Source organism: Actinoalloteichus sp. GBA129-24 (assembly GCF_001941645.1).
Taxonomy (GTDB): Bacteria; Actinomycetota; Actinomycetes; order Mycobacteriales; family Pseudonocardiaceae; genus Actinoalloteichus_A; species Actinoalloteichus_A fjordicus.
In genome coordinates, this window is record NZ_CP016077.1 from 102,614 (window position 1) to 123,368 (window position 20,755).

The 20,755-nt window shown below is 68.8% G+C and carries 20 protein-coding genes; 10 read left to right on the top strand and 10 right to left on the bottom strand.

Going from position 1 to position 20,755, the window contains the following annotated elements; translation table 11 throughout:
* Nucleotides 1–177: 177 nt before the first annotated feature.
* The 3 genes from UA75_RS00445 (at nucleotide 178) to UA75_RS00455 (ending at nucleotide 2,618) form a co-directional block, all read left to right on the top strand.
* Complete coding sequence (locus tag UA75_RS00445) at nucleotides 178–621, top strand: SgcJ/EcaC family oxidoreductase (protein WP_075737899.1); 444 nt, start codon at nucleotides 178–180, stop codon at nucleotides 619–621.
* 177 nt (nucleotides 622–798) lie between these two features.
* Nucleotides 799–1,626 (top strand): glycerophosphodiester phosphodiesterase, encoded by an 828-nt coding sequence (locus UA75_RS00450; RefSeq protein WP_075743248.1) that lies wholly within the window; start codon nucleotides 799–801, stop codon nucleotides 1,624–1,626.
* A gap of 26 nt (nucleotides 1,627–1,652) precedes the next feature.
* Nucleotides 1,653–2,618 (top strand): DUF5926 family protein, encoded by a 966-nt coding sequence (locus UA75_RS00455; RefSeq protein WP_075737901.1) that lies wholly within the window; start codon nucleotides 1,653–1,655, stop codon nucleotides 2,616–2,618.
* 208 nt (nucleotides 2,619–2,826) lie between these two features.
* On the opposite strand, the gene UA75_RS00460 is transcribed toward UA75_RS00455, so the two are convergent.
* The 5 genes from UA75_RS00460 to UA75_RS32370 form a co-directional block, all read right to left on the bottom strand.
* Entirely contained in the window at nucleotides 2,827–3,633 is an 807-nt protein-coding gene (locus UA75_RS00460; RefSeq protein WP_075737903.1) for an ESX secretion-associated protein EspG, read from the bottom strand.
* A 674-nt stretch (nucleotides 3,634–4,307) separates the two neighbouring features.
* Nucleotides 4,308–5,117, bottom strand: coding sequence for an ESX secretion-associated protein EspG (locus UA75_RS00465; RefSeq protein WP_075737905.1), 810 nt, complete (start codon nucleotides 5,115–5,117; stop codon nucleotides 4,308–4,310).
* A gap of 3 nt (nucleotides 5,118–5,120) precedes the next feature.
* The gene (locus tag UA75_RS32365; protein WP_157433918.1) at nucleotides 5,121–6,437 is read right to left on the bottom strand and encodes a hypothetical protein; all 1,317 of its coding nucleotides are present in this window, start codon (nucleotides 6,435–6,437) and stop codon (nucleotides 5,121–5,123) included.
* Between the two features lie 18 nt (nucleotides 6,438–6,455).
* Nucleotides 6,456–7,073: a DUF3558 domain-containing protein gene (locus UA75_RS00470; protein WP_075737907.1), complete on the bottom strand. Its 618-nt coding sequence runs from the start codon at nucleotides 7,071–7,073 to the stop codon at nucleotides 6,456–6,458.
* Between the two features lie 12 nt (nucleotides 7,074–7,085).
* A complete protein-coding gene (locus UA75_RS32370) occupies nucleotides 7,086–7,424 on the bottom strand; it encodes a hypothetical protein (protein ID WP_075763680.1) in 339 nt (112 codons plus the stop codon).
* Nucleotides 7,425–7,744: 320 nt separating this feature from the next.
* On the opposite strand from UA75_RS32370, the gene UA75_RS00480 reads away from it, so the two are divergent.
* A complete protein-coding gene (locus UA75_RS00480) occupies nucleotides 7,745–9,220 on the top strand; it encodes a UvrD-helicase domain-containing protein (RefSeq protein WP_075737911.1) in 1,476 nt (491 codons plus the stop codon).
* Nucleotides 9,221–9,559: 339 nt separating this feature from the next.
* Here the strand turns inward: UA75_RS00480 and UA75_RS00490 are convergent, their stop codons facing one another.
* Both UA75_RS00490 and UA75_RS00495 read right to left on the bottom strand, forming a co-directional pair.
* Complete coding sequence (locus tag UA75_RS00490) at nucleotides 9,560–10,120, bottom strand: ferritin (RefSeq protein WP_075737915.1); 561 nt, start codon at nucleotides 10,118–10,120, stop codon at nucleotides 9,560–9,562.
* Nucleotides 10,121–10,296: 176 nt separating this feature from the next.
* A complete protein-coding gene (locus tag UA75_RS00495) occupies nucleotides 10,297–11,526 on the bottom strand; it encodes an arginine deiminase (protein ID WP_232237578.1) in 1,230 nt (409 codons plus the stop codon).
* Nucleotides 11,527–11,620: 94 nt separating this feature from the next.
* Between UA75_RS00495 and UA75_RS00500 the strand changes: the two genes are divergently transcribed.
* Both UA75_RS00500 and UA75_RS33660 read left to right on the top strand, forming a co-directional pair.
* A complete protein-coding gene (locus UA75_RS00500; protein ID WP_232237579.1) occupies nucleotides 11,621–12,235 on the top strand; it encodes a DM13 domain-containing protein in 615 nt (204 codons plus the stop codon).
* A 95-nt stretch (nucleotides 12,236–12,330) separates the two neighbouring features.
* Nucleotides 12,331–12,549 (top strand): hypothetical protein, encoded by a 219-nt coding sequence (locus UA75_RS33660; RefSeq protein ID WP_198042890.1) that lies wholly within the window; start codon nucleotides 12,331–12,333, stop codon nucleotides 12,547–12,549.
* 43 nt (nucleotides 12,550–12,592) lie between these two features.
* On the opposite strand, the gene UA75_RS00510 is transcribed toward UA75_RS33660, so the two are convergent.
* From UA75_RS00510 to UA75_RS00520, 3 genes are all read right to left on the bottom strand, one after another.
* Nucleotides 12,593–13,417, bottom strand: a complete 825-nt coding sequence (locus UA75_RS00510; RefSeq protein ID WP_404799957.1) for a CPBP family intramembrane glutamic endopeptidase — start codon at nucleotides 13,415–13,417, stop codon at nucleotides 12,593–12,595.
* Nucleotides 13,418–13,433: 16 nt separating this feature from the next.
* A complete protein-coding gene (locus tag UA75_RS00515; RefSeq protein WP_232237580.1) occupies nucleotides 13,434–14,204 on the bottom strand; it encodes a DUF2470 domain-containing protein in 771 nt (256 codons plus the stop codon).
* Between the two features lie 314 nt (nucleotides 14,205–14,518).
* Entirely contained in the window at nucleotides 14,519–15,703 is a 1,185-nt protein-coding gene (locus UA75_RS00520) for a homogentisate 1,2-dioxygenase (RefSeq protein ID WP_075737921.1), read from the bottom strand.
* 68 nt (nucleotides 15,704–15,771) lie between these two features.
* Here UA75_RS00520 and UA75_RS00525 point away from each other — a divergent pair, with 68 nt between their 5' ends.
* From UA75_RS00525 to UA75_RS00540, 4 genes are all read left to right on the top strand, one after another.
* Complete coding sequence (locus tag UA75_RS00525; RefSeq protein ID WP_265737131.1) at nucleotides 15,772–16,638, top strand: hypothetical protein; 867 nt, start codon at nucleotides 15,772–15,774, stop codon at nucleotides 16,636–16,638.
* Between the two features lie 202 nt (nucleotides 16,639–16,840).
* Entirely contained in the window at nucleotides 16,841–18,046 is a 1,206-nt protein-coding gene (gene fahA / locus UA75_RS00530) for a fumarylacetoacetase (protein WP_075737925.1), read from the top strand.
* A 17-nt stretch (nucleotides 18,047–18,063) separates the two neighbouring features.
* A complete protein-coding gene (locus UA75_RS00535) occupies nucleotides 18,064–18,765 on the top strand; it encodes an IclR family transcriptional regulator (RefSeq protein ID WP_083683872.1) in 702 nt (233 codons plus the stop codon).
* A gap of 211 nt (nucleotides 18,766–18,976) precedes the next feature.
* Nucleotides 18,977–20,542, top strand: coding sequence for a cytochrome ubiquinol oxidase subunit I (locus tag UA75_RS00540; protein ID WP_075737927.1), 1,566 nt, complete (start codon nucleotides 18,977–18,979; stop codon nucleotides 20,540–20,542).
* Nucleotides 20,543–20,755: the final 213 nt, after the last annotated feature.

Sequence of the window (20,755 nt, forward strand, 5' to 3'; positions counted from 1 at the left end):
GCTCAGGCGTTGTTGCATCCCTTCGGCGCCTGCCTGTTGGTTTCCGAGGATCGGTTCCTGTCCGCGGCATGAGGTCTGCGCAGTTGCCGTGCCGGGCGCGGTGGAGGGCGGCCGTCGACCGTGCCTGCCCGATCGCCCGTTGACCTGAACCAAGGTTCAGATGTTTGGCTCGCTCGTATGCCTGCAGAGAGCGTCGCCGCGCCCGTCGTCCAGGACGAGACCGTCGATCACCGTGCGGACCTCGCCGCCGTCACCGAGGTGATCCACGACGTCGAGACCGCCTTCAACACCAACGACCCCGACCTCATGACCGCCCACTTCACCGAGAACGCCTCGGTCGTCAACGCCATGGGAGTGCTGCTGGCGGGCCGCCTCGAGCTGCTGGCCGCGAATCGTCGAGGTCTCGCCGGGTTCCTTCGCGACGAGTACGTCCGCTACGACGTCGGTGACGTCGTCTTCCTGCGGCCCGACATCGCCATCGCCCATAAGACCGCGAGGGCGACCACCGCCGAGGGCGAGCCGCTCGACGTGAAGCCGACGATGATCGCCCTCTACGTCCTGGTCAAGGAGGCGGGCCGGTGGTGGGTGGCGGCCAGGCAGAACACCCTCGTGCCCGCGTGACCATGCCGGACTCGGCTGCTGCGGTGACGGAATGTCGGGGGCTCGCCGGTCGCGATTGAACACCAGCCGACCCAGGTGGGCTTCGGCGCCTCGCACTCGCGGGAGTGCCATCCGGGGTTCGCAGGCACGTCGGTGAAACGCCACCTGTCCGCCACCTCGGCGGCGGAGGATCTCGCTGTGTCGCCAGCCGTCGTCGCTCATCGCGGCGCATCAGCCGATCGCGCCGAGCACACCCTCGCCGCCTACACGCTGGCCGTGGAACAGGGGGCCGACGCACTCGAATGCGATGTCCGGCTCACCAAGGACCGGCACCTCGTCTGCATCCACGACCGCAGCGTCGACCGAACCTCGTCGGGTCGAGGTCTGGTCAGCGAACTCACCCTGGCCCAGCTGTCCGCCCTGGACTACGGCAGTGGGCAGCCCTCCGCCGCGCCGTCCGCCCCTGCGGATCGGTCCGGCGGACGGCCCGCCGCCTCCGCGACCGGGCTGCTGCGATTCGAGGAGCTGCTCGACCTCGTGGTCACCGCGCCTCGGCCGATCCGGCTGTTCGTGGAGACCAAACACCCGGTCCGGTTCGGCGGGCTCGTGGAGCGGGCCCTGCTGCACACCCTCGCCCGGCACGGCCTCACCCGGCCCGCGTCGAAGGACGACTCGCCCGTGGTGATGATGTCCTTCTCCTCCCGTGCGGTGCGGCGGGTCCGGGCACAGGCGCCCGCGCTGCCGACGGTGCTGCTGTTCGACCGCCTCAGCCGTTCGACTCGCGACGGCACCCTGCCACCCTGGGCCGACTACACGGGTCCCGGAATCCACCTGCTGCGGTCCGATCCCGACTACGTCCGGCGGGCCGAGGCGCAGGGAAACCCGACCTACTGCTGGACGGTCGACGAGCCTGCCGACATCGAGCTGTGTGACCGACTCGGCGTTCGCTTCCTCGCGACCAACCGGCCTGCCGCCACCCGGTCCGCCCTGCGCCCTGCTTCGTCGACTACCGTTCCCCACGCGTAACGAGGGAATCACGGGAGGGGCGCCACGTGGCCAAGCGCACAGCGATCAAGCGTAGGGATCGGGCGAGTGCCCGCGAGGATGGACTCAACCCGCGCAGGCCCTGCGAATGCGGTTCCGGCAAGCGGTTCAAGGCCTGCCACGGCACCGACGGCGGCGCGGCTGACGTGATCATCACCAGGCCGTTCGAGGGGCTCGCCTCCGAGTGCGAGCTGATCGCGCTGCGCGAGTTCGTGCCCAGCGCCACCGCAAGGCTGCCGCTGATCGACGGCGTCTCCGCCGTGGACGTGACCCTGGCCTCCGTGCTGCCGATGGCCGCAGCGGCCATGCGGCGCAACGACGACCAGGCGCTGGTCGGCCTCCAGGTCCAGACCCGATCCGGCGACCTCAGCCGCGACCTCGCCCGCGCGGTGCGCTGGGTGGCCGAGGCAGGCGTCGGCGACATGCTGCCCGTGGTCGGACCGGATGACGACCCGGCCGGACCGCGACTCCAGGACCTGCTGACCGCCGACGCGCCGCTGGACGTCGAACTGCACTCCGACTTCGCCTGGTGGATTCCCGAGGGCACCGAGGCGACCCCCGAGGTCACCGTCTCGCTGGAACGTGCCAACGAGGCGATCATGCCGACCGAGCGTCTCGACGGCCCCGGCATCCGCGCGGCGTACTGGGTCGACGCGGGCGAGAAGGCGCACCTGCGCTGGGTCCGTCCCGAGCCGGAGGAGAAGCTGCTCGCCGCGATGGCCCGACTCGCCGCCCGCGACGCGCTCACCTTGGGCGAGGGCAGCCGCTACGCGGGTTCGTTCCGGGCACACGGCCTGCTCGTACCGGTGTGGGATCTCGACCGCGAGCTGCACGCGCGCGAATGGGAGCAGCCCGCTGCCGACCTCGGTGACCGGTTGACCGAGGCACTCGCCACCCTGGACGACACACCGCTCAACGAGTCCGAGCGGCGCGCGCGGGCGGGGCTGATCGGCAGGCAGATCACGCTGCGCTGAGCGCGGTGGGATGCGACCTCGTGGTCGGCCGGGCGCGGATCAGGCCCGGCCTGCAGGCCGCGTCTCCTCGACGGGCCGAGAAGTCGCAGGCCGAGCGGCGAGCAGCGCCCGCCAAATCGTGCCCGGTCGATCCGGCCGGCCCCTCGCCCGTCGGGGCCGGGCGGCCTGCATCGATCTCGGTGTGCCGTGGGCCGAGCCTCGTCGCTGATCAGATCCGGGGCCCGATCGAGGACAGCAGGATCTCCACCTGACCGATGAGCATCGTCCGGTCGGCGGGTGCGAGGGTGAACCACTCCCGGCCGTCCGGTTCGGTTCTGTGCTGTGTCAGATAGCGGCCGTCGGCGGTGTCCAGGAACTCGACCCGGTACGCGGCATCGGTGGTCCGGCAGGCAAGCGGGTCGAAGCCGGTGGCACTGATCTGTCCTTCCCGCTCACGCGGTGCCGTGAGAACCCGCTCCAGCACTTCGGCATCCTCGTGGCGCAGCCCTGCCGAGGCAATCGCCGACGGCAGCCTCGCCGTGTCGAGAATCCCCTCGTCGGTGGCCCGCTGGATGTAGTGCGAGGGGAGCCGCACGACCGTGCCCTGCCCGGCCTGCACCGGCGGCAGCACCTCGATGACGACTCGGGCCAGCGATGTCGGCCGGATTCGTTCGATCGTCATCGACAGGTCCGTCTCGGTGGTCCCCGATGACTCCGACTGCGTGGCCAGCACGGCGAACTCTCCGCTCGCGGCGGCGATGGCGTTGAGCCTGAGGCTCTTCACCAGGAAGGAACCGGTCACCGAGCGACTGGGCCGGTGCAACGCGTGGAAAGCCGTCGCCAGGAAGGGGATCGGCTCGCCGCGATCGAGCAGACCCATCGCGTCCAGCTCGAGCCAGGCCTCGCGGTGCGAATCGCTTCGTTCGGCGTCGGGCGCGCCGAGGTCCGATGCGGGTGTGAGCGGGGCGATCGTCGTCCGAAGCCGGGTGCGGAGCGCGTCCACGGCGAGCGCGGACAGAGTGAATCGTTCTGCCATGGCGCTCATCGACTCGCCGGGGGAGCATTGCCGAGTCGTGCGGAGTCCGCCGCCTGCGCCGCACTCGCGGTGTCGATGCCGCGCGTGATCTCGACGAGGCGACCGGGATGCTGCAGACGGTCGCCGGGCACGGGCAGCCTGTCTCGGGCGGGCCTCGGGCCGGTCGGTTCGGGCGATGCTCGTTCGCGGGGGATCTCGCAGGCGTCAAACACAGTCACAGTGCTCGCCTCCCGTGGCGTACTCCGGGCGGCCGACCAACAGCCCGTACGTGATCTTCGACCGAAGCTATCAGCCTGCGAGTAGCCGATCAGGCACACTGCGAAGTCAGGCCGCAACATCACACCTTCAGCGCAGTGCAACGCTGGTGAAGTGGGCTCGGCGGTGTTCGGTCGACAGCTGCCCGCCTCGTCGACGACGGCCCCGCCTGCCGGGCCGTTCCTGCTCTCGCCCAGGCGGCGGCATGATGCCCCGCCTGCCGACACCGCCCGACCGACTCCGTTCGGCAGATCGTGCGCGATCAGAACCGACCGAGGGGCGGCCCCACAACGACGAACGCCGGTTCAGGGACGCTCGCCTCTCTGGCGGGTGCGCCGGGAGCGTCGTCGGAGCCTGGCGGTGGTCGGTCCCCCGGCTCCGAGTCTGGGTGATCCGGCCGTGCTCGAGTCCAACGAGAATCAGCGCCGAGGTTCGACCGTGGACAACAGCGCGTCGACCTGGCTCGCGAGCATCGCGCGGTCCGACGGAGCGATCGTGAACCAATGTCCACCGTCGTGGGACGGCTTGTGCTGCATGAGATAGCGACCCTCGGCGGTGTCCAGGAAGTCCACCCGATACGCGCCGTCGATAGTGCGTCCCGTCAGTCGATCGAAGCTGGTCGCGCTGATCTGGCCCGCCCGCAGGCGTTGCGCGGTGAGCGTCCGCGCGACGACGTCGGCCTGCCCTGGTCGAAGTCCGGTGGCGGTCATCGCCGATCGCAACGCGGCCGTCGACCGACCACCCGCCTCGGCCGCCCGCAGGACGTCGTCGGACGGCAGACTCACCGACACCCCACGACCTGCGGGAACCTGCGGAAGCACTTCGACGACGGCGCGGCCCAACGACGTCGACCAGATCCGCTCGATGGTCAACGGTCGCTCGGCCTCCGTGCTGCCCGCAGGCTCCGTCTGCGTCGCCAACACCGCGAACTCGCCGTTCGCCGCCGAGACCGCGTTGGCCCCGGTCGTCCGGTCGATCATGTAGGCGCCGTACACCGCGCGCATCGGTCGGGACAACGTGGCGAAGGCATCCGCGAGAAACGAGACCGGCTCGCCGCGCTCCAGCAGACCGAGCGAATCCAACTCGGCCCATGCCCTGCGATGCAGGTGGCGGCGTTCCTCCGCCGACTCGCCGAAGCCGACGGTGTAGAACAGCGGCGGAAGTCGCGTCGTCAACCGGGTTCGCACGGCGTCGACGGCGAGCGCGGTCAGTGTGAATCGTTCAGTCACTTCTCATCTGTCCCTGGGTGGTGCCTCGTCGCCGAATACAGGCGGTGCGACCTTGGTGCCGTCGGTGAAGATGTCGTCCATCTCGATGAGGTAGTCGGCGCGCTTGTGTTCCTTGTCCTCATCGCCTTCGCTGTTGCGCCCGCCTGCGCCACCGCCGCCTGCCACCCCGCCGCCGGGCATACCGCCTGCGCCACCGCCGGTAGGCCCGAAGCCACCGGGCATGCGGCCGCCACCGGTGCCACCGACGCCGGTGGCACCCCCCGGCCCGAAGCCGTTGCCACCGGGTCCGCCGCTGCCTGGCCCGAATCCGCTGCCGCCGGGTCCGAATCCACCGGGAGCACGTCCGCCGGCGGGGCCCCCGAATCCACCGTGCCGTCCACCGACGGGGCCACGCCCGCCGATGCCGCCAGGCCCGTTCCCGCCGATGTTGCCGCTTGGCCGGCCGATGCCGCCAAGCGGCGGGAGAAGACCGCCGCCAGGTGGTCCGCTGGGACCGGGGGCGCCGATGACCGGTGGTGGGATCGGTTGTCCAGGTGTAGGCGGCTGCGGGACGGGGTAATGGAAGTCTGGCCCGACCGGGGGAGGCCCGGTCGGCGGCCGATACTCCGGCGTACTGCCGTTCCCGCCGCCGGATCCACCGTCAGAACCGCCACCGGGAATGTTGGATCCGCCCCTGCCACCGGTGTCGGTACCGCTGTTGGCATCGGTACCGCCGTTGGGCAGCGAAGAATCTCCGAACGTGGCAGGCATGCCGTCGTCGGCTCGGCCCAAGTTCGGCTCGGCGATGGTCACGAGCGTGTTCGGAGGGGCTTCAAATCCGCGCGAGGATGCCAGGTTGGCGTTCGTGTTGGACTGATAATTCTCCATGATCTCGCGTGCGCGCTGGTTCTCCTGGTCGTACGCATTTCGCTGGTCGGTATATCCGGTCATCCCGGGCACGACCGTGTCAAGGAAGTCTTTGCTCGGCTCCGGTGAGCCGGTGGGTGTCAAGAATTTGGCCGTTGCCTGGTAATTCGCTTGAAGTGCCGTTGCGCTCGCGATCTGACGGGCTTGGCTGTCGGCTTCAAGTGCATAGACTGCTAGTGGCGAGACGGCCCCACGCGATTTTTCCCCAGCGACACCTTGGTGAACCTCGTTGGAAGTCGAAAGCGACGACTCGATGTATTGTCCAAGTTCCAGGAATCGGTCTGCTATTCCTTTCCAGGAGACTTCCATGTCTTCCGGGCTCGCACCTGCCGGATCGGAGTTCAGGGCTGCTGAAATTGCCTGGGCGTTCGTGTGGTCCCACGTTCGGTCGCTCGGGTTGGCTTGGTATGCCATTTGACTCCCCCCTTCTGGCTACTGCCCCAGGTTCTCGACCGCTGCTTCGGCTACTTCGGACGCCCATTCACATGCATCAAGGTCGTCCATTCCTCCACGGTCTGCGCTGACGACCAGAAGCTGATCGTCGGAGAGTCCCAGTAGAATCTCGCAGCTCAACTCGGTTGCGACGATCTTCGTTCTGATAGCCGGATGCTCGGCAATTTCTACCGGCTCGAATACCTGATACTGGTCTTCCTGTGCATAAATAGCTGACAGGGTGGTTCCTTCTTCTTCGGGGAACAGGGATACGGTTTGTCGCGTCTCGGTATTAGTCCACCGGCATAGCGTGGTCCCGAGTTCTGTTGTGTCTTCCACTCCTTCGGCGGCAAATCCGAGTTCGGTGGCCTGATCTGCGGTGAGTAGATCGCATGGAAGGGTGTCATCGATGTTCTTGGGGTTTGCAACTCGGGGCACCAGCGGGTCGAATTTTGTTGCCTCTGCAGTCTCGCTGGCGCGTTCCCCTGCTGTCTCTGATGTTCCAAGTGGGCTCGGCCGTGCATCTCCTTCGCTTTCCTGTCCGCACCCTGCGAGCGTGAAGATGGCCCCGGCTGCCAATGCGAGGTAGATCGCACTCCGGTTTTCAATTGTCCTCATGGCGAGTATCCTTCAGATCGCGAGGTTTGGCCCGGCGACGGTAGGCCTGTCGGCGATCTCTATGGCGTCTGCCGAAATTGCATTCAGTTCTTCGGCGCTATGATAGTTGAGCAGTGCCTTCTCCAGTGCTTCGATCTGTTGTTCGATCGCCTCCCGGTATGCAGTCGCGGCCTGGAAGAGTGACCCGGTGTTGGTGTCAACAGTCATCTTGCGCATCTCGTCGGTGGCATGGCTGCTGACTCCATCGGACCCACGGAAGCTGATTCGGGACAGCTGGCTTGCACTAGTGAGGATTTCTGTGACCTTCAGCGACGCCTCGCGAAGATTCGCCAGAATCTGTGGGGCGTTCAAGGTCGATCTGGTAGCCGTCGGACATGCGTGTCCTGTCCTCCCCGTTGCGTGCTCGTAGGCGGGCCGTCCCCACGGTCCCGTCCACGATCTTCGTCTCGAAGCTAGCAGTCGCTCAGTAGTGCGTCTGCCACACTCCGAAGTCAACCCGCAAGATCACACATTCAGCGCAGTCCGCGCGTCCGAACGGTCGGCTAGGCGTGCCGAGGGCACCTAGCGGGGATGCCCGGTGACCGGAAACAGGGCGGGCCGCCTGCCGTCGTCAGGCGCTACCGGCATGATCACCCTGACCAGCCAGGGCCGACCAGGAGAGGCGAGTCGCGATGGCCGATGCCGACGAGTCCACCGGGCACGGCGACGCGGGAGGGTTCCGACTCGACCCGGCGCAGGACGCGGCGGCCGAGCCCGTGCCAGGGGGGCGGGAGCTGTTGACCGGCGGTCCGGGAACGGGCAAGACGCTTGTCGCTCTGCACCGGATTCACCGGTCTTGGCGGGGTGATCGAGCGGGCAGGCTGTTGTTGACGACCGACACGTCGGCCGGAGCAACGCGACTCGCCGACGGGCTGGTCCGGCTCGCGGGCCGGGAGATCCTGGACCGGGTCGACGTACTCGATGTCGACACGGTCGCTCGACGAACCTGCGTCGGCATCACCGGCCGAGCCGTCCGAATCGAACGGGACGAGCCCACCCGGTGGGCGCACGTGCTGCAACGGGCTGCGGAGCTGGACGACGCCGAACGCAGGCGGTACACCCCGGACTTCCTGGCGGCCGAGTACCGGCTGGTGATCGTCGGGCGCGACCTGCGACGGCTGGACGATTACCTGACCGCCTCGCGAGCCGATCGGGGCGTGGTCCTCGACGGACCGGCGCGAACCCAGGTCTGGCGACTGGCGACGGCGTTCGAGGAACTGCTCGCCGGGCGGGGTGTGGCGAGCCGGGATCGGACGGCTGCTCGCGCCGCCGAGTTCGCCGAGGCGGCGCACGGCCCGGCGGCTCCGAGGGTGGGCGGCTATCGACACATCGTCGCCGACCTGGCACAGGAGTTCTCTCCCGCGCAGTGTCGGCTGCTGCGTGCCCTGGTCGCTGACGAGACGGGAAGTCTGCTGCTGTGTGTGGACGATCGGCAGCGGATTCACGCGCCGGGCGATGCGGCAGGTGCGTTCGCGGCTTCCGGGCGGCTGCTGCGCCTGAGCACCGGTCATCGGAATACCCGAGAGATCATCGAGTTCGCCACCTCGGTGCTCGATCCGGACGACGCATCGCCGAGCACCGGCGAGGTGACTCGAACCGACCAGACCGGCCCCGAACCGATCCTGTGGGCGTTCGACTCGACCACGGAGGAACGTGATGCCGTGGTCCGAGTCGTGCGGCGGTGGCGTACGGAGGTGCTCGCCGACCAGCCGCCGTGCGCGGTGCTGACTCCGTCGACGCGACTGCGGGACCAGGTGGATCGGCGGTTGCGTGCCGCGCGGGTGGGCACCGTCGTCCTCGGCTCCGATGAGGACATCGAGGAGAATCGGGCGGTCAGGGTCGGCGTCCTGACCTCGGCGGCAGGCCGAGAGTTCTCGCGTGTCGCGCTCTCCGGCATCGGGGCGGAGTCCGTGCCGCCTGCCGAACTCCTCGACCACATCGATCCGGGAGACCGTCCCGAGTTGCTGCGTCGATGGCGAGCTCTGCTCTATACGGCCTGCACGCGGGCGCGGGACCGCCTGCTCGTCACGTGGACGGGGGAGCCGTCCGCTTTGCTTCCGCAGCCGGCCGCGCCGGAGACCCGGTCCTCACCGTCGGAGCAAGACTGACCACTCTGTCGTAGCGGGTGGGCAGCGGCGGCAGCCGGTCCGGCGACAGTGCGTCCACCAGTCCGGAGATGGTCGGTGCCCCGGCGTTCGCAGCGTGCGTCGTCTCGGGTGACCGGGTTGCCTGCGTCGGGATGAGGCCTTCGGCCCGAGCCGCCGTCGACCCGGTCGCGTCGGGCGCCCACAGACGGTCTGTCGTCCGGCCGCACGGTCCGATGGCGGACGTCTGTGCCGAGGAGGACTCGGCTGCGTAGGTCTCGCCAGGCGCCCGCACTCCCGCAGGGGGTGAGCTGCCGGGCGCGGGCGACGGCGAGTGCTCGGGCTGCGAAGCCCGGTTCCCGATCAGAGCGCCCCGCCCGCAGCCTGGGGTGCGGTCGGGTCCGCGCCTGCGTCGCCGACGGTCTCGCGAGCCAGGAAGTTCTCCACGTCGAAGAGGTTGCCGTTCGAGCGTTCCACGACGTTGAGGAGCGTGGACATCTGCGAGACCTCTTCCACCTGCTCCTTGAGGAACCACTGCATGAACTGCTCGCCGAGGTAGTCGTCCTCCGACCTCGCGGCCTTGGCGAGCGCCACGATCTCTTCGGTGACCGCACGCTCCTGTTCGAGCGCCAACGCGATCAGTTCCCGGACCTCGCCGAACGAGTTTCGGACTGGTCCGACGTCGGGGATGGTCACCTCGATGTCGTTGTCGAGCAGATAACGGACGATCATCAAGGCGTGGTTCCGCTCCTCCAGCGCCTGCTGGTAGAAGTGCCGCGCGAGCTGCGGAAGGTCGCGGGCGTCGAACCACACGGCCACCGCGATGTACTGCTGCGAGGCGGTGAACTCGTTGCGCACCTGATCTTGTAGCAGGGTATGGAAGTCGGTTGCCTTTCGCTGAATCTGCTTCGCCGTGATAGCCATGATTCAAGGATAAACCTTCTTTGTCACTCGGGCGACCGCATGAGAAGCAGCTCACGACTCCACTGATTGCCGAGGAAAGGCTAGCCGAAGTTAGCCCTGCCTGACCTTACCTGGCAGGTCAGGGGTGGTTGGAAGCAGTTAGCCCTATTGTCTCAGCTATTCGAAAAGGCGCGAGATCAGCTGATCTGATCCCGCGACAACGGGCAGGACATGCAGCGCGGTCCGCCGCGACCGCTGCCCAGTTCGTATCCGGAAATGGGGAGCACCTCGATTCCGTTCTCCTCGAGTCGGGTATTCGTCTCCACGTTGCGTTCATAGGCGACCACGACGCCCGGTGCCAACGCGAGGGTGTTGTTCCCGTCGTCCCACTGCTCGCGTTCGGCGGTGACCGGGTCCAGTCCGGTGTCGATCACCCGGAGTCGCTCGATGCCCATCGCCTCGGCTGCGGCGGCGAGGAACGGTACGGGACCCGCCACCGCAAGGCCGCCCTCCTCGGTCGGGCGCAGCGGATAGGCCGACAGGGTGTCCTGGATGGCGGGGTACATCACCACCGCGTCCACGTCGACCATCGTGCACACCGTGTCCAGGTGCATCGAGGCCCGTCGCTGTTCGATGGGCACCGCCAGGACCGTGTGCGCCAGGCCGTCGGCGAAGACGGATCTCGCGAACGACTCGGCCCCGGCAGGCGTGGTGCGCTCGCCGACGCCGATGGCGAGCACACCGGGAGCGAGCAGTAGCACGTCGCCGCCTTCCACCGGCGCGGAGTGTGCGCCGTAGGCGCGGCCCGCCGAGGCGAACCGGGGGTGATAGGCGTAGATCACATCGGTGATCGAGGTCTCGCGCCGCCGAGCAGGCATGGTCAACGAGGTGATCGCCACCCGGTCGGCGACCCATACCGAGGAATCTCGGGTGAACAGCAGGTTGGGCAGCGGCGTGACGGCGAAATCATGCGGATGCCGCATCCGGCGCACCAGCGAGGCGCCCTCGGAGGCGGGGAGTTCCTCAAAGGTCATGCCACTCGTCAGGACGTCCACCAATGCGTCGGCGGGCAGCGACGTCAGGTGGGAGCGAAGCGCGTCGGCCAGTTCCAGGCCGAGCCGGTGCTCTTCGACTGCTGCGTGAATCCCTGCCGTGCGTGCACGTTCGTCGACCATGGTGTCGGTGAGCAGCTCGGTGAGCAGCAGCACCTCGACACCTCGAGACCGCAAGAGATTCGCGAATGCATCGTGTTCGTCTTGGGCTCGATCCACCCAAGGGATCCCGTCGAACAACAACTGGTCGTTGTTGCGGGGGGTGAGGCGCTTCAGTTCACTGCCGGGTCGATGCAACAGGACCGAGCGGAGCCTGCCCACCTCGGAATCAACACCGGCCAGCGGGGACAGGGGAGTGGGGACCTGGAGGTTCACGTCGACCAGCCTAGAAGGAAACGGAGCAAATTGCTGCTCTGACCCGGTCCTCATAGCTACAATCGTTGCTATCAGAACGGAAGGCCATCGATTCATGAAACATTCAGACGGTCCGAGGCGCGGTTTATTGCGTCGCTTGATGCCGATGATCGGAGTTGGTTTGTCGGTGGTGGTGCTGGCGGTCGGGCTGTGGGCCTTCCAACCGTGGCGGCTGTGGACGTCGAGCACTGTCGACGAGGCGCGGCCGACGGTCGGCCCCACCTCGACATCGTCGATGCCGATCGAATCCGAAGAACCGATGGCGGGGTCGTCCGCAGACCCGGTCGAGCCCGAGCCGGAGACCGCCGGACCCGCCACCCCCACGGAGCCGATCGTGCTGGCGACCGGGGAGTTCGTCTCCCAAGAGCACGAGACGAGCGGCACGGCCGAGGTACTCGAGCTGCCCGACGGTTCCAGGATCGTTCGGCTGACCGGCCTTGCCTCCAGCGACGGCCCGGACTTGCGGGTGGCGCTGACCGACCAGGAGGCGGGTGGTGACTGGTTCAAGTACCGCGACAACAGGTATCACGAGCTCGGCGTGCTCAAAGGGACACACGGCAATCAGAACTATCCACTGCCCGGTGATCTGGACATCGCCGGGCTGCGTAGCGTGGTGATCTGGTGCGAGCGGTTTTCCGTTGCGTTCGGCTCTGCGGCGGTGGACCTCTGAACCTCGCCGCCGAGGCAGCGCGACGTCGGATCAGATGCGCCGAAGCCCGACGATTGGCGGTGCTCGTCGTGGGCTAATCCGAGGCGGTGCTACTGGTGACAGACATCGACGACCTGGCCTTGGCTGCGGCACGGCGTCGGCTGGGAACCACCGCAGTCGACGAGACGGTGAATGCGGCGCTCCGACTGGCAGGCGGGTTGCCCAGGCCCGATGAGACCCAAGCCGTCGTCGGTGACGTCGGCTCCGAGGCGGGTCGCTCGCCAGGGCGACTCGCCGAGGACGTTCTCGATCCTCGGGCAGGCACCGGTCCCTGACTCAGTGGTTCGACGCAGGCCTCGGCCCGATGCCGGGGCCGAGTCACCGCAGCCAGGAGATGTCGTCGGCGAGCAGCGCATAACCGACGAAGGCGACGATGTCGATCATCGCGTGGCCGATGACCAGCGCCCACAGCCGATTGGTCCGCTGCCAGTACCGGCCGTAGATCAGACCCATCACGATGTTGCCGAGGAAGCCGCCGAAGCCCTGATAGAGGTGATACGAGCCGCGCAGCACGGCCGAGACGAGCAGCCCTGCGTTCTCCGACCAGCCGAGCTGCCGCAGCCGAGTGAGCAGGTATCCGACGACGAGGATCTCCTCGGCCCAGGAGTTGCCCAGCGCCGACAGCACGAGCACCAGGCTCCGCCACCACTGTTCGTCCAAGGCCGACGGCACCACGGTGAGGTTGATGCCGAGCGCCCGAGTGCCGAGGTAGAAGGCCAGCCCCGGTACCCCGATCAGCGCCGCGAGGCCGAGCCCGTGCATCAGGTCGCGACCTGGCCTGGCGCGGTCGAGGCCGATCCGCCGCAGCGCGATGCCGCCGCGCCAGATCAGGTAGACCCCCAGCGCCCCCCAGGAGAGGAGTTGCAGCACGCTGGTGAGCTGTCGGGCGAAGTCCAACAGGCCCAGCGCGGCCTGCGGGACGTTGATCGCCACTTCCTGCTCGTTCAGCGGCTCCGGTCGCAGCAGCCGGTCCAGCAGGGAGAGCAGACTCCGCAGTCCGGAGAGCCCCAACGTCGCGGTGAAGACGATGACCAGTTCGATGACCACCGCACGGCGTTCGGCCGGATCGGCGATGACCGCCGGATCGTCGGGCCGTCGCGGCCTGAACCAGCCGAGCAGGGGACTGGGCGAACCGGAGGGCACGTCGGAGACCCCTAGCTCAGATCTGGCGGGCGAGGAACGGACAGCCGACGAGCCTGCGCAGTTCCGCGGAGAGCTCGGTGACGTCCCGCACCGGCCTGGCGAAGGCCAGCCGCACGTCGTGATCACCGTTGTCGTCCTCGATGCGCAGCCGCAGCCCGAGCCGGTCCAGACCCAGCGGCCGCACTCGACCGCCCCTGATCTTCTCGGGGAGATGCCGGGCGAGCATGTCGACGACGTTGCGATGTGCGCCTTCGAGGTGCCGCAGCCAGCCCGCCTCGAAGCGACAGAACGGGTCCGGCGTGGCCGAGGCGAACTCGGCGACCTCGAGCGGGCCGCTGCTCTCCGCATCGGCGAGGACCAGCGAGGCGACTCGTAGCCGGAGGACGACCATGTCGTGCCCGACGTCGAGCAGCCGGGGATCGGGTCGGGATTCGGCGATGTTCACCGCGACCGCGCGGGCCGCTGTCTCGGGCAGCACGCTCAGCAGGCCGCTGATCCACAGCAGCCCTCGTACCGGTTCGCGTAGGGCGACGGGTGCGGTGTCGGCGACCTCGATCATCGCGGCGAGCTCGCCGCCCGCTCCGTGCAGGGCCAGGCCGACCAGCGGATGCCTGCGCGAGAGGAGTGCGGACACGGCGCCGTCGGGATGAACGTGATGCAGCACGGGATTCACCCGGGCCGCGCTCTCGATCGCGGGCAGGATGACGGCGCGTCCTCGGGTCGCCATCGACCTGGCCCGCTCCGCCGCAGTGGGCGACGGCGGCCTGCGACTCGTGTTGATGTCCACTCTCGCCTCCAGGACTCTGCGTCGGTGTACGGCCCTCACGTCCGCCGAGAGTGAGGATCAGCGTAGATGAGCTGCCTGCGACGACGCCGTGGTTCGCCGGGTCCGCGATCGGGACGGTGACGAGGATCGACGGCAGGTTCTTAGGGGAGCCTAAGTTATTTCTGCTCGGGATGGAAGCTCGCCACGCCGGCTCTCGACAAGGAGGGGCGAAGCGGACGAATACGTGCTCCGCCGTCTAGCCGACCTCGCCTTACCCTTCGACGGCGGCCTCGGTGCGCTGCGATCGACCCGACCGGGTGACCGCGGCGCCGTCGCTAGTCCGTCCAGTCCGGCCCTCGCCTGGCCCAGGACCAGGCGTAGCGAGGGTCCTCGCAGGCCTCGGCCGCCTCGCCGAGCTCCAGCGGGCGGAAGGTGTCGACCATGACGGCCGTCTCGTCGAAGTACTCCACGCCGAGCGAGGCCTCCACCGCACCCGGCTGGGGGCCGTGGGTGCAGCCTGCCGGGTGCAGGGACAGTGACCCGAGGCCGATCCCGGACCCCTTCCGCGCCTCGTAGTCGCCGCCCACGTAGAACATCAGCTCGTCGGAGTCGACGTTCGCGTGGTTGTAGGGCACCGGGACGGCCTGCGGGTGGTAGTCGACCTTGCGCGGGCAGAACGAGCAGACCACGAAGTTGGGGCCCTCGAAGGTCTGGTGCACCGGCGGCGGCTGATGGATCCGGCCGGTGATCGGCTCGAAGTCGCGGATGTTGAAGACCCACGGGTAGAGGCAGCCGTCCCAGCCCACCACGTCGAACGGATGCCTGGCATAGGTGAGACGGGTGAGTCCCGCTCGATGTCTGACCAGTACGGGGACGTCGTCGCCGTCCACGAGCAGGGGGCTGTCCGGGCCGCGAAGGTCTCGTTCCGAGTACGGCGAGTGCTCCAGGAACTGGCCCTTGGCCGACAGGTGACGGCGCGGCGGTCCGATGTGGCCGGTCGCCTCCAGGATCAACATCCGCAGCGGAAGTTCAGGTTTCACCCGATAGGTGCAAGAGGTGGGCAGCACGACGTAGTCGCCCTCGCCGACGGCGAGCGCACCGTAGATCGTCTCGACCGTGCCGCGTCCGGACTGGACGTAGATCAGCTCGTCCCCGACGGCGTTGCGGTACAGCGGACTCACCGAGTTCGCCACCACGAAGCAGATCGAGACGTCCGCGTTATGAAAGAGTTGCCTTCGATGCGTTACGGCATCGGAGTCGCCTGCATCGGGCCAGCTCAGGGCCTGGGTGCGGAAGTGTCGCGGCTTCAGCGGCAGGTTCGGCGTGGAACCACGACCTGTCTCCTCGACCGTCTCCGCGTTCACGACGGCGGTGGGAAGATGGCGGTGGTAGAGCAGCGAGGAGTCGGCGGAGAAGCCCTCGACACCCATCAGTTCCTCGGCGTACAGGCCGCCGTCTGGCCTGCGGAATTGGGTGTGTCGTTTAGGGGGAATCTCGCCCACGGCGCGGTAGTGCGGCACGATCTGCTCCCGGCGTTCGTTATACGGACACCTTTGTTCATTCTGTGGTACGCACTAGCCTCGCAGCCGTGTCAAGCGCCGTAGAACTCCATGCGCCCGGTCCGCGCGGTATCCCACCCCTGTTGGCGAGGTTGGTCGATGACGCCGCACTGTTCCCACCTGGCAGCGCGAGCATGCCGGATGCGGTACGCCGCCACCTCGAGGCCAGGGCAGGAGGAACGGCCGGTGTGCTGGGTCTGTTCCTCTGTCCGGCATCGAGGCTGTCGGAACTGATCACCGAGCTGATCAAGGCCAAGCCCATCCGCCCGGTCGCCCTGTCATTGGTGATCGACACCGGCCTGGGAGGTGTGCCCAAGGCCGTGTCGATCGTCGAGTCGCGCAGCGAGCTGCTCGCGTTGCGGATGGTCGAGATGCCCGCTCCCTCCGATCTCGACGCCGTGTGGCTGGAGCGGGTCTCGGAGTTCGTCCCCGAGGACGTCATCCGGGTCATCGAGCCCCGTCGCGGCGGGGCGGGCTGGCTGGAGAGCGTGCGGCGGGTGGCGGAGCACGGGTCGTGGCCGAAGCTGCGGTGCGGTGGTCAGACGATGGAGGCGTTCCCCGGCGCCGATCAGGTGGCCGACTTCCTCGCCGTGGCCAGCACGACCGGCCTTCCCTTCAAGGCCACCGCAGGCATGCATCACGCAGTGCGCCATACCGACGAGCAGACCGGCTTCACCCACCACGGATTCCTCAACCTGATCGTCGCCACCGCGCGGTCGTTGTCGGGCAAGGACGTGCGCGAGGCACTGCTGAGCACCGATGCCGAGACGCTGGTCGGTGAGGCGAAGGCACTCGGAGACGAGGCGGCCGCCGCGGTCCGGTCGGTCTTCGCCTCCTACGGCTCCTGTTCCCTCACCGAGCCGGTCGAGGACCTGGAACAGCTCGGCCTCCTGTGAGGACCTCGCCCGCCGTGCGCGCGGTCTCCGCGTGCGGGAGGACGGCGCAGGCCGAGGGCGCTGCTCGGCCGTCGGCCGACGGGGGCAGTGGCAGGCACGACGGCGGTGGACCGCCGTGTGCGCGATCACGCTCTGAGCGAATCCGAGAGGAATCGACGAAAAGAGGTATCCACGATCTGGCCTCTCGAGAGAGGCTGAGCAGGTGAGCTGGATCGACGTGCCCGGATTCCACGCCGCCGCACCGTTCGGGCCGCAGACCCTGCCCTACGGGCTGGTGCGGGTGGACGACCGCTGGACCCCTGCGGTCCGAGTGGGTGACCACGTGCTGCCCTTGCGCGGACTGGCGGGTGCGCTGGGGCCTCGGCTGGCGGGTCTGGTCTCCGAGGACTCCCTCGATCCGCTGCTCGCGCGGGAGGCGGCGATCTGGCGTGAGCTCCGCGAGCGGCTGCAGGAGCTGACCGGCGGGTCGACGGCGCCGCGCGGCGCGCGGCTGATCTCGCTCGACGAGGTCCGGTCCGCCCTGCCCTTCACCGTCGGCGACTACGTGGACTTCTACTCCTCGCGCCACCATGCCGAGAACGTCGGCCGCATCCTGCGCCCGGATTCGGCGCCGCTGCTGCCGAACTGGACGCACCTGCCGGTCGGCTATCACGGTCGGTCGGGAACGGTGGTCGTATCGGGGACCGACGTCGTCCGTCCGCACGGACAGCGTCGCCCGCCGGGCGCCGAGCTGCCCGTCTTCGGGCCGAGCACCCGGCTCGACATCGAGGCCGAGGTCGGCTTCGTCTGCGGCGGCCCGGTCGGGGGCAGGCTCTCGACCGCCGAGGCCGAGGAGCACGTCTTCGGCGTGGTGCTGGTCAACGACTGGTCGGCCAGAGACATCCAGGCCTGGGAGTATCAGCCGCTGGGGCCGTTCCTCGGGAAGTCGTTCGCCACCTCGATCGCGGGATGGATCACCCCGCTGGCCGCCTTCGACCACGCCAGGGTGTCGCCGCCCGCACCGCCGCATCGGCTGCTCGACTATCTCGTCGAGGACCGGCAGGCCGGGTTGGATCTGCGGCTGGCGGTCAGCTGGAACGGCACGGTCGTCACCCGGCCTCGGTTCGCGGAGATGTCCTGGTCGTTCGCCCAGCAACTCGCCCACCTGTCGGTGAACGGCGCTACGGTGCGGCCGGGGGACCTCTTCGCCTCCGGCACGGTGTCCGGGCCGCTCCGGTCCGAACGCGGCTCCTTCCTGGAACTGAGCTGGGGCGGCGCCGAGCCCGTCGAGCTGGCCGGCGGCGCGCGACGAACCTTCCTGGAGGACGGCGACTCGGTGGTCGTCACCGCGACGGCTCCGGGCCCGGAGGGTTCGGTGATCGGACTCGCCGAGGTGGCGGGCACCATCCGACCTGCGGCGTCGGCGTGAGCGTGAGGACTGAGGCGATGGTGGCACCGGCCGCGCGGCGGCGACCTCCCGGCGGGTCGACGACACCGGCAGAGGGCGACGACGTACCGGCGGGCAGAGAACGCTCGCTGACCCTCGAACGCGGGCTCGCCCTGCTCCAGGCGGTCGCGGACGCGGAGTCCGACGCCCCGAGCATCAGCGACCTGGCCACGGCCATCGGCGCCAGCCGGGCGGCGGTCTATCGGATGCTCGGACCGCTGCAGGCTCGTGGGCTGGTCCGTCGTGAGGGCTCCAAGGTCCGGCTGGGGCTGGGGGTGCTGCGGCTGGCCAACCGGGTGCTGCCGCAGGTGCGTTTCGCCGCGCTGCCGTCCTTGCGGATCCTGGCGGAGCAGGTGGGCGCGACCGCGCACATCACCGTCGCCGACGGGATGGACGCGCAGGCCGTCGCCGTCGTCGAGCCGTCCTGGACGGCCTTCCACGTCTCCTACCGGGTCGGCACCCGGCATCCGGTGCGCTTCGGCGCGGCGGGCCGGGCGATCGACCTCGCACCGCAGGACGCGGCCTGGGTGGTGTCCTGCGGCGAGCTCCAGACCGGTGCGCACGGGGTGGCGGCACCGGTCATGGGCGTCGACGGGCTGCGCGCCAGCGTGGGCGTGGTGGCGCTGGCCCCGCTGGACGCCGAGGTGGTGGGTCCGCAGGTGTTGCGGGCCGCCGAGGACATCGCCGCAGCCCTGAGCTGACGAGGGCCGCCCGCGCGGTCCGTTCCGCGCAGGCGGTGCCGAGGGGCGGCCGGTCGACCTTGCGGGCGGTGTACGGACGACCGGGGCCGCCTGCGCGCCGGTGATCGAGCGGCCCGAGACGGGACCTTGGTCCCGTCCGGACGGGACTCTCGAACCTGAAGATCACTCATACACCGCGGCTAGGTTCGCCACGTGCCCTGAAGGAGGCAGCGTGGAGATCCTCGACGTCGCACGGTGGCAGTTCGGCATCACCACCGTCTACCACTTCCTGATGGTGCCGTTGACCATCGGACTCGCCCTGCTCGTCGCGATCATGCAGACGGCCTGGCATCGCACCGGAGACCCCAGGTATCTGGCGATGACCAAGTTCTGGGGCAAGCTGATGCTCATCAACTTCGCCATGGGCGTGGTCACCGGCATCGTCCAGGAGTTCCAGTTCGGGATGAACTGGAGTGCCTATTCTCGGTTCGTCGGCGACGTCTTCGGCGCCCCGCTGGCGATGGAGGGCCTCGTCGCCTTCTTCGTCGAGTCGACCTTCCTCGGACTGTGGATCTTCGGCTGGGATCGGCTGTCGAAGCGACTGCATCTGGCCTCGATCTGGGCCGCCGCGCTGGCCACCGTCGCCTCCGCCTACTTCATCCTCGCCGCGAACTCCTGGATGCAGCATCCCGTCGGGGTGGAGATCGGACCGGACGGCGACCCTCGGCTGAACTCCATCTGGGAGCTGTTGACCAATTCCACCGTGCTCGCCGCCTTCCCGCACACCCTGGCGGGCAGCCTCGCGGTGGCGGGCACCGTCCTCATCGGAATCTCGGCCTGGCACCTGGCCCGCAGGCATCGGGACACTCCGATCGACGACCCGGACCGTCGGGTCTGGCACACCTCGTTGCGACTGGGCGGCTGGGTCGGCTTGGCGTCGTTCGCCGCGGTGGCGGTGTCCGGCGACTTCCAGGCCAAGCTGATGTTCGAGCAGCAGCCGATGAAGATGGCGGCGGCCGAGGCGCTCTGCGAGACCGAGGAGCCCGCCGGATTCTCGATCTTCGCCATCGGCGACCTCACCGACCCGAGCTGCGACAACGTCGTCAGCGTCACCGTGCCCGCCCTGCTGTCCTTCCTCGCCGAGGGCGACTTCGAGAGCGAGGTCCAGGGCATCGAGGACCTCATTCCCGCCTACCAGGAGCAGTACGGGTCGCACTATCCCGACGATCCCCGGCTCGGCGAACTCGCGGGCATGCCCATCGACTACGTCCCCTCGCTGCCGGTGACCTACTGGGGCTTCCGATTCATGATCGGCTTCGGGACGATCGCCGCCGCCGCGGCTGCTGCGGCACTCTGGTTCACCCGAGGCGGCCGGGTGCCCCGGTCGCGGTGGTTCGCGCCGGTCGCCCTCGCCTCGATCGCCACCCCGTTCCTCGCGAACACCTTCGGCTGGATCTTCACCGAGATGGGCCGCCAGCCGTTCGTCGTGGTCCCGAACCCGACCGGGGTGGACGGGGTGTACATGTTCACCGCCAGCGCCGTCTCGGCGGGCGTGTCACTGGGTGAGGCGGTGTTCTCCCTGGTCGCGCTGACGCTCGTGTACGCGGCACTCGCGGTCGTCGAGCTGTTCCTGCTGATCAGATACGCCAGGGCAGGTGTCGGCGGGGTGATGCGGCCGCCCTGGGAGAAGCCCGATCCGCCCGACGACGACCCGTCCGGCCCCTCGGACTCCGGGGACGACGACGGGGACGGCGACGCGAAGGGAACGGGGCAGGATGTCCTCTCCTTCGCCTACTGAGCCCGGGATCGTCGAATCACGATCCCGCCGGGATGCGGCCTGCGAACGTGTTCGGGCCGGGCGGGTCCGCGTCGGGACCGGTGCACGTCCTGCGCACCGCAGATCCACCCGCGCCGGATCCTGCCGCGCCGGATCGTCCGCCATCGGGGCCGGTCCGCGACGTCGAACCGATCGCCGCCACCCGCATCGCACTGTTCGAGCCGGGAGTTGACC

Excerpts from the sequence above, each read along its gene's own strand:
- UA75_RS00445 (WP_075737899.1), top strand. The coding sequence starts at position 178 with ATGCCTGCAGAGAGCGTCGCCGCGCCCGTCGTCCAGGACGAGACCGTC.
- UA75_RS00460 (WP_075737903.1), bottom strand. The coding sequence starts at position 3,633 with ATGGCAGAACGATTCACTCTGTCCGCGCTCGCCGTGGACGCGCTCCGC.
- UA75_RS32365 (WP_157433918.1), bottom strand. The coding sequence starts at position 6,437 with ATGGCATACCAAGCCAACCCGAGCGACCGAACGTGGGACCACACGAAC.
- UA75_RS00470 (WP_075737907.1), bottom strand. The coding sequence starts at position 7,073 with ATGAGGACAATTGAAAACCGGAGTGCGATCTACCTCGCATTGGCAGCC.
- UA75_RS00480 (WP_075737911.1), top strand. The coding sequence starts at position 7,745 with ATGGCCGATGCCGACGAGTCCACCGGGCACGGCGACGCGGGAGGGTTC.
- UA75_RS00490 (WP_075737915.1), bottom strand. The coding sequence starts at position 10,120 with ATGGCTATCACGGCGAAGCAGATTCAGCGAAAGGCAACCGACTTCCAT.
- UA75_RS00500 (WP_232237579.1), top strand. The coding sequence starts at position 11,621 with ATGAAACATTCAGACGGTCCGAGGCGCGGTTTATTGCGTCGCTTGATG.
- UA75_RS00535 (WP_083683872.1), top strand. The coding sequence starts at position 18,064 with ATGGTGGCACCGGCCGCGCGGCGGCGACCTCCCGGCGGGTCGACGACA.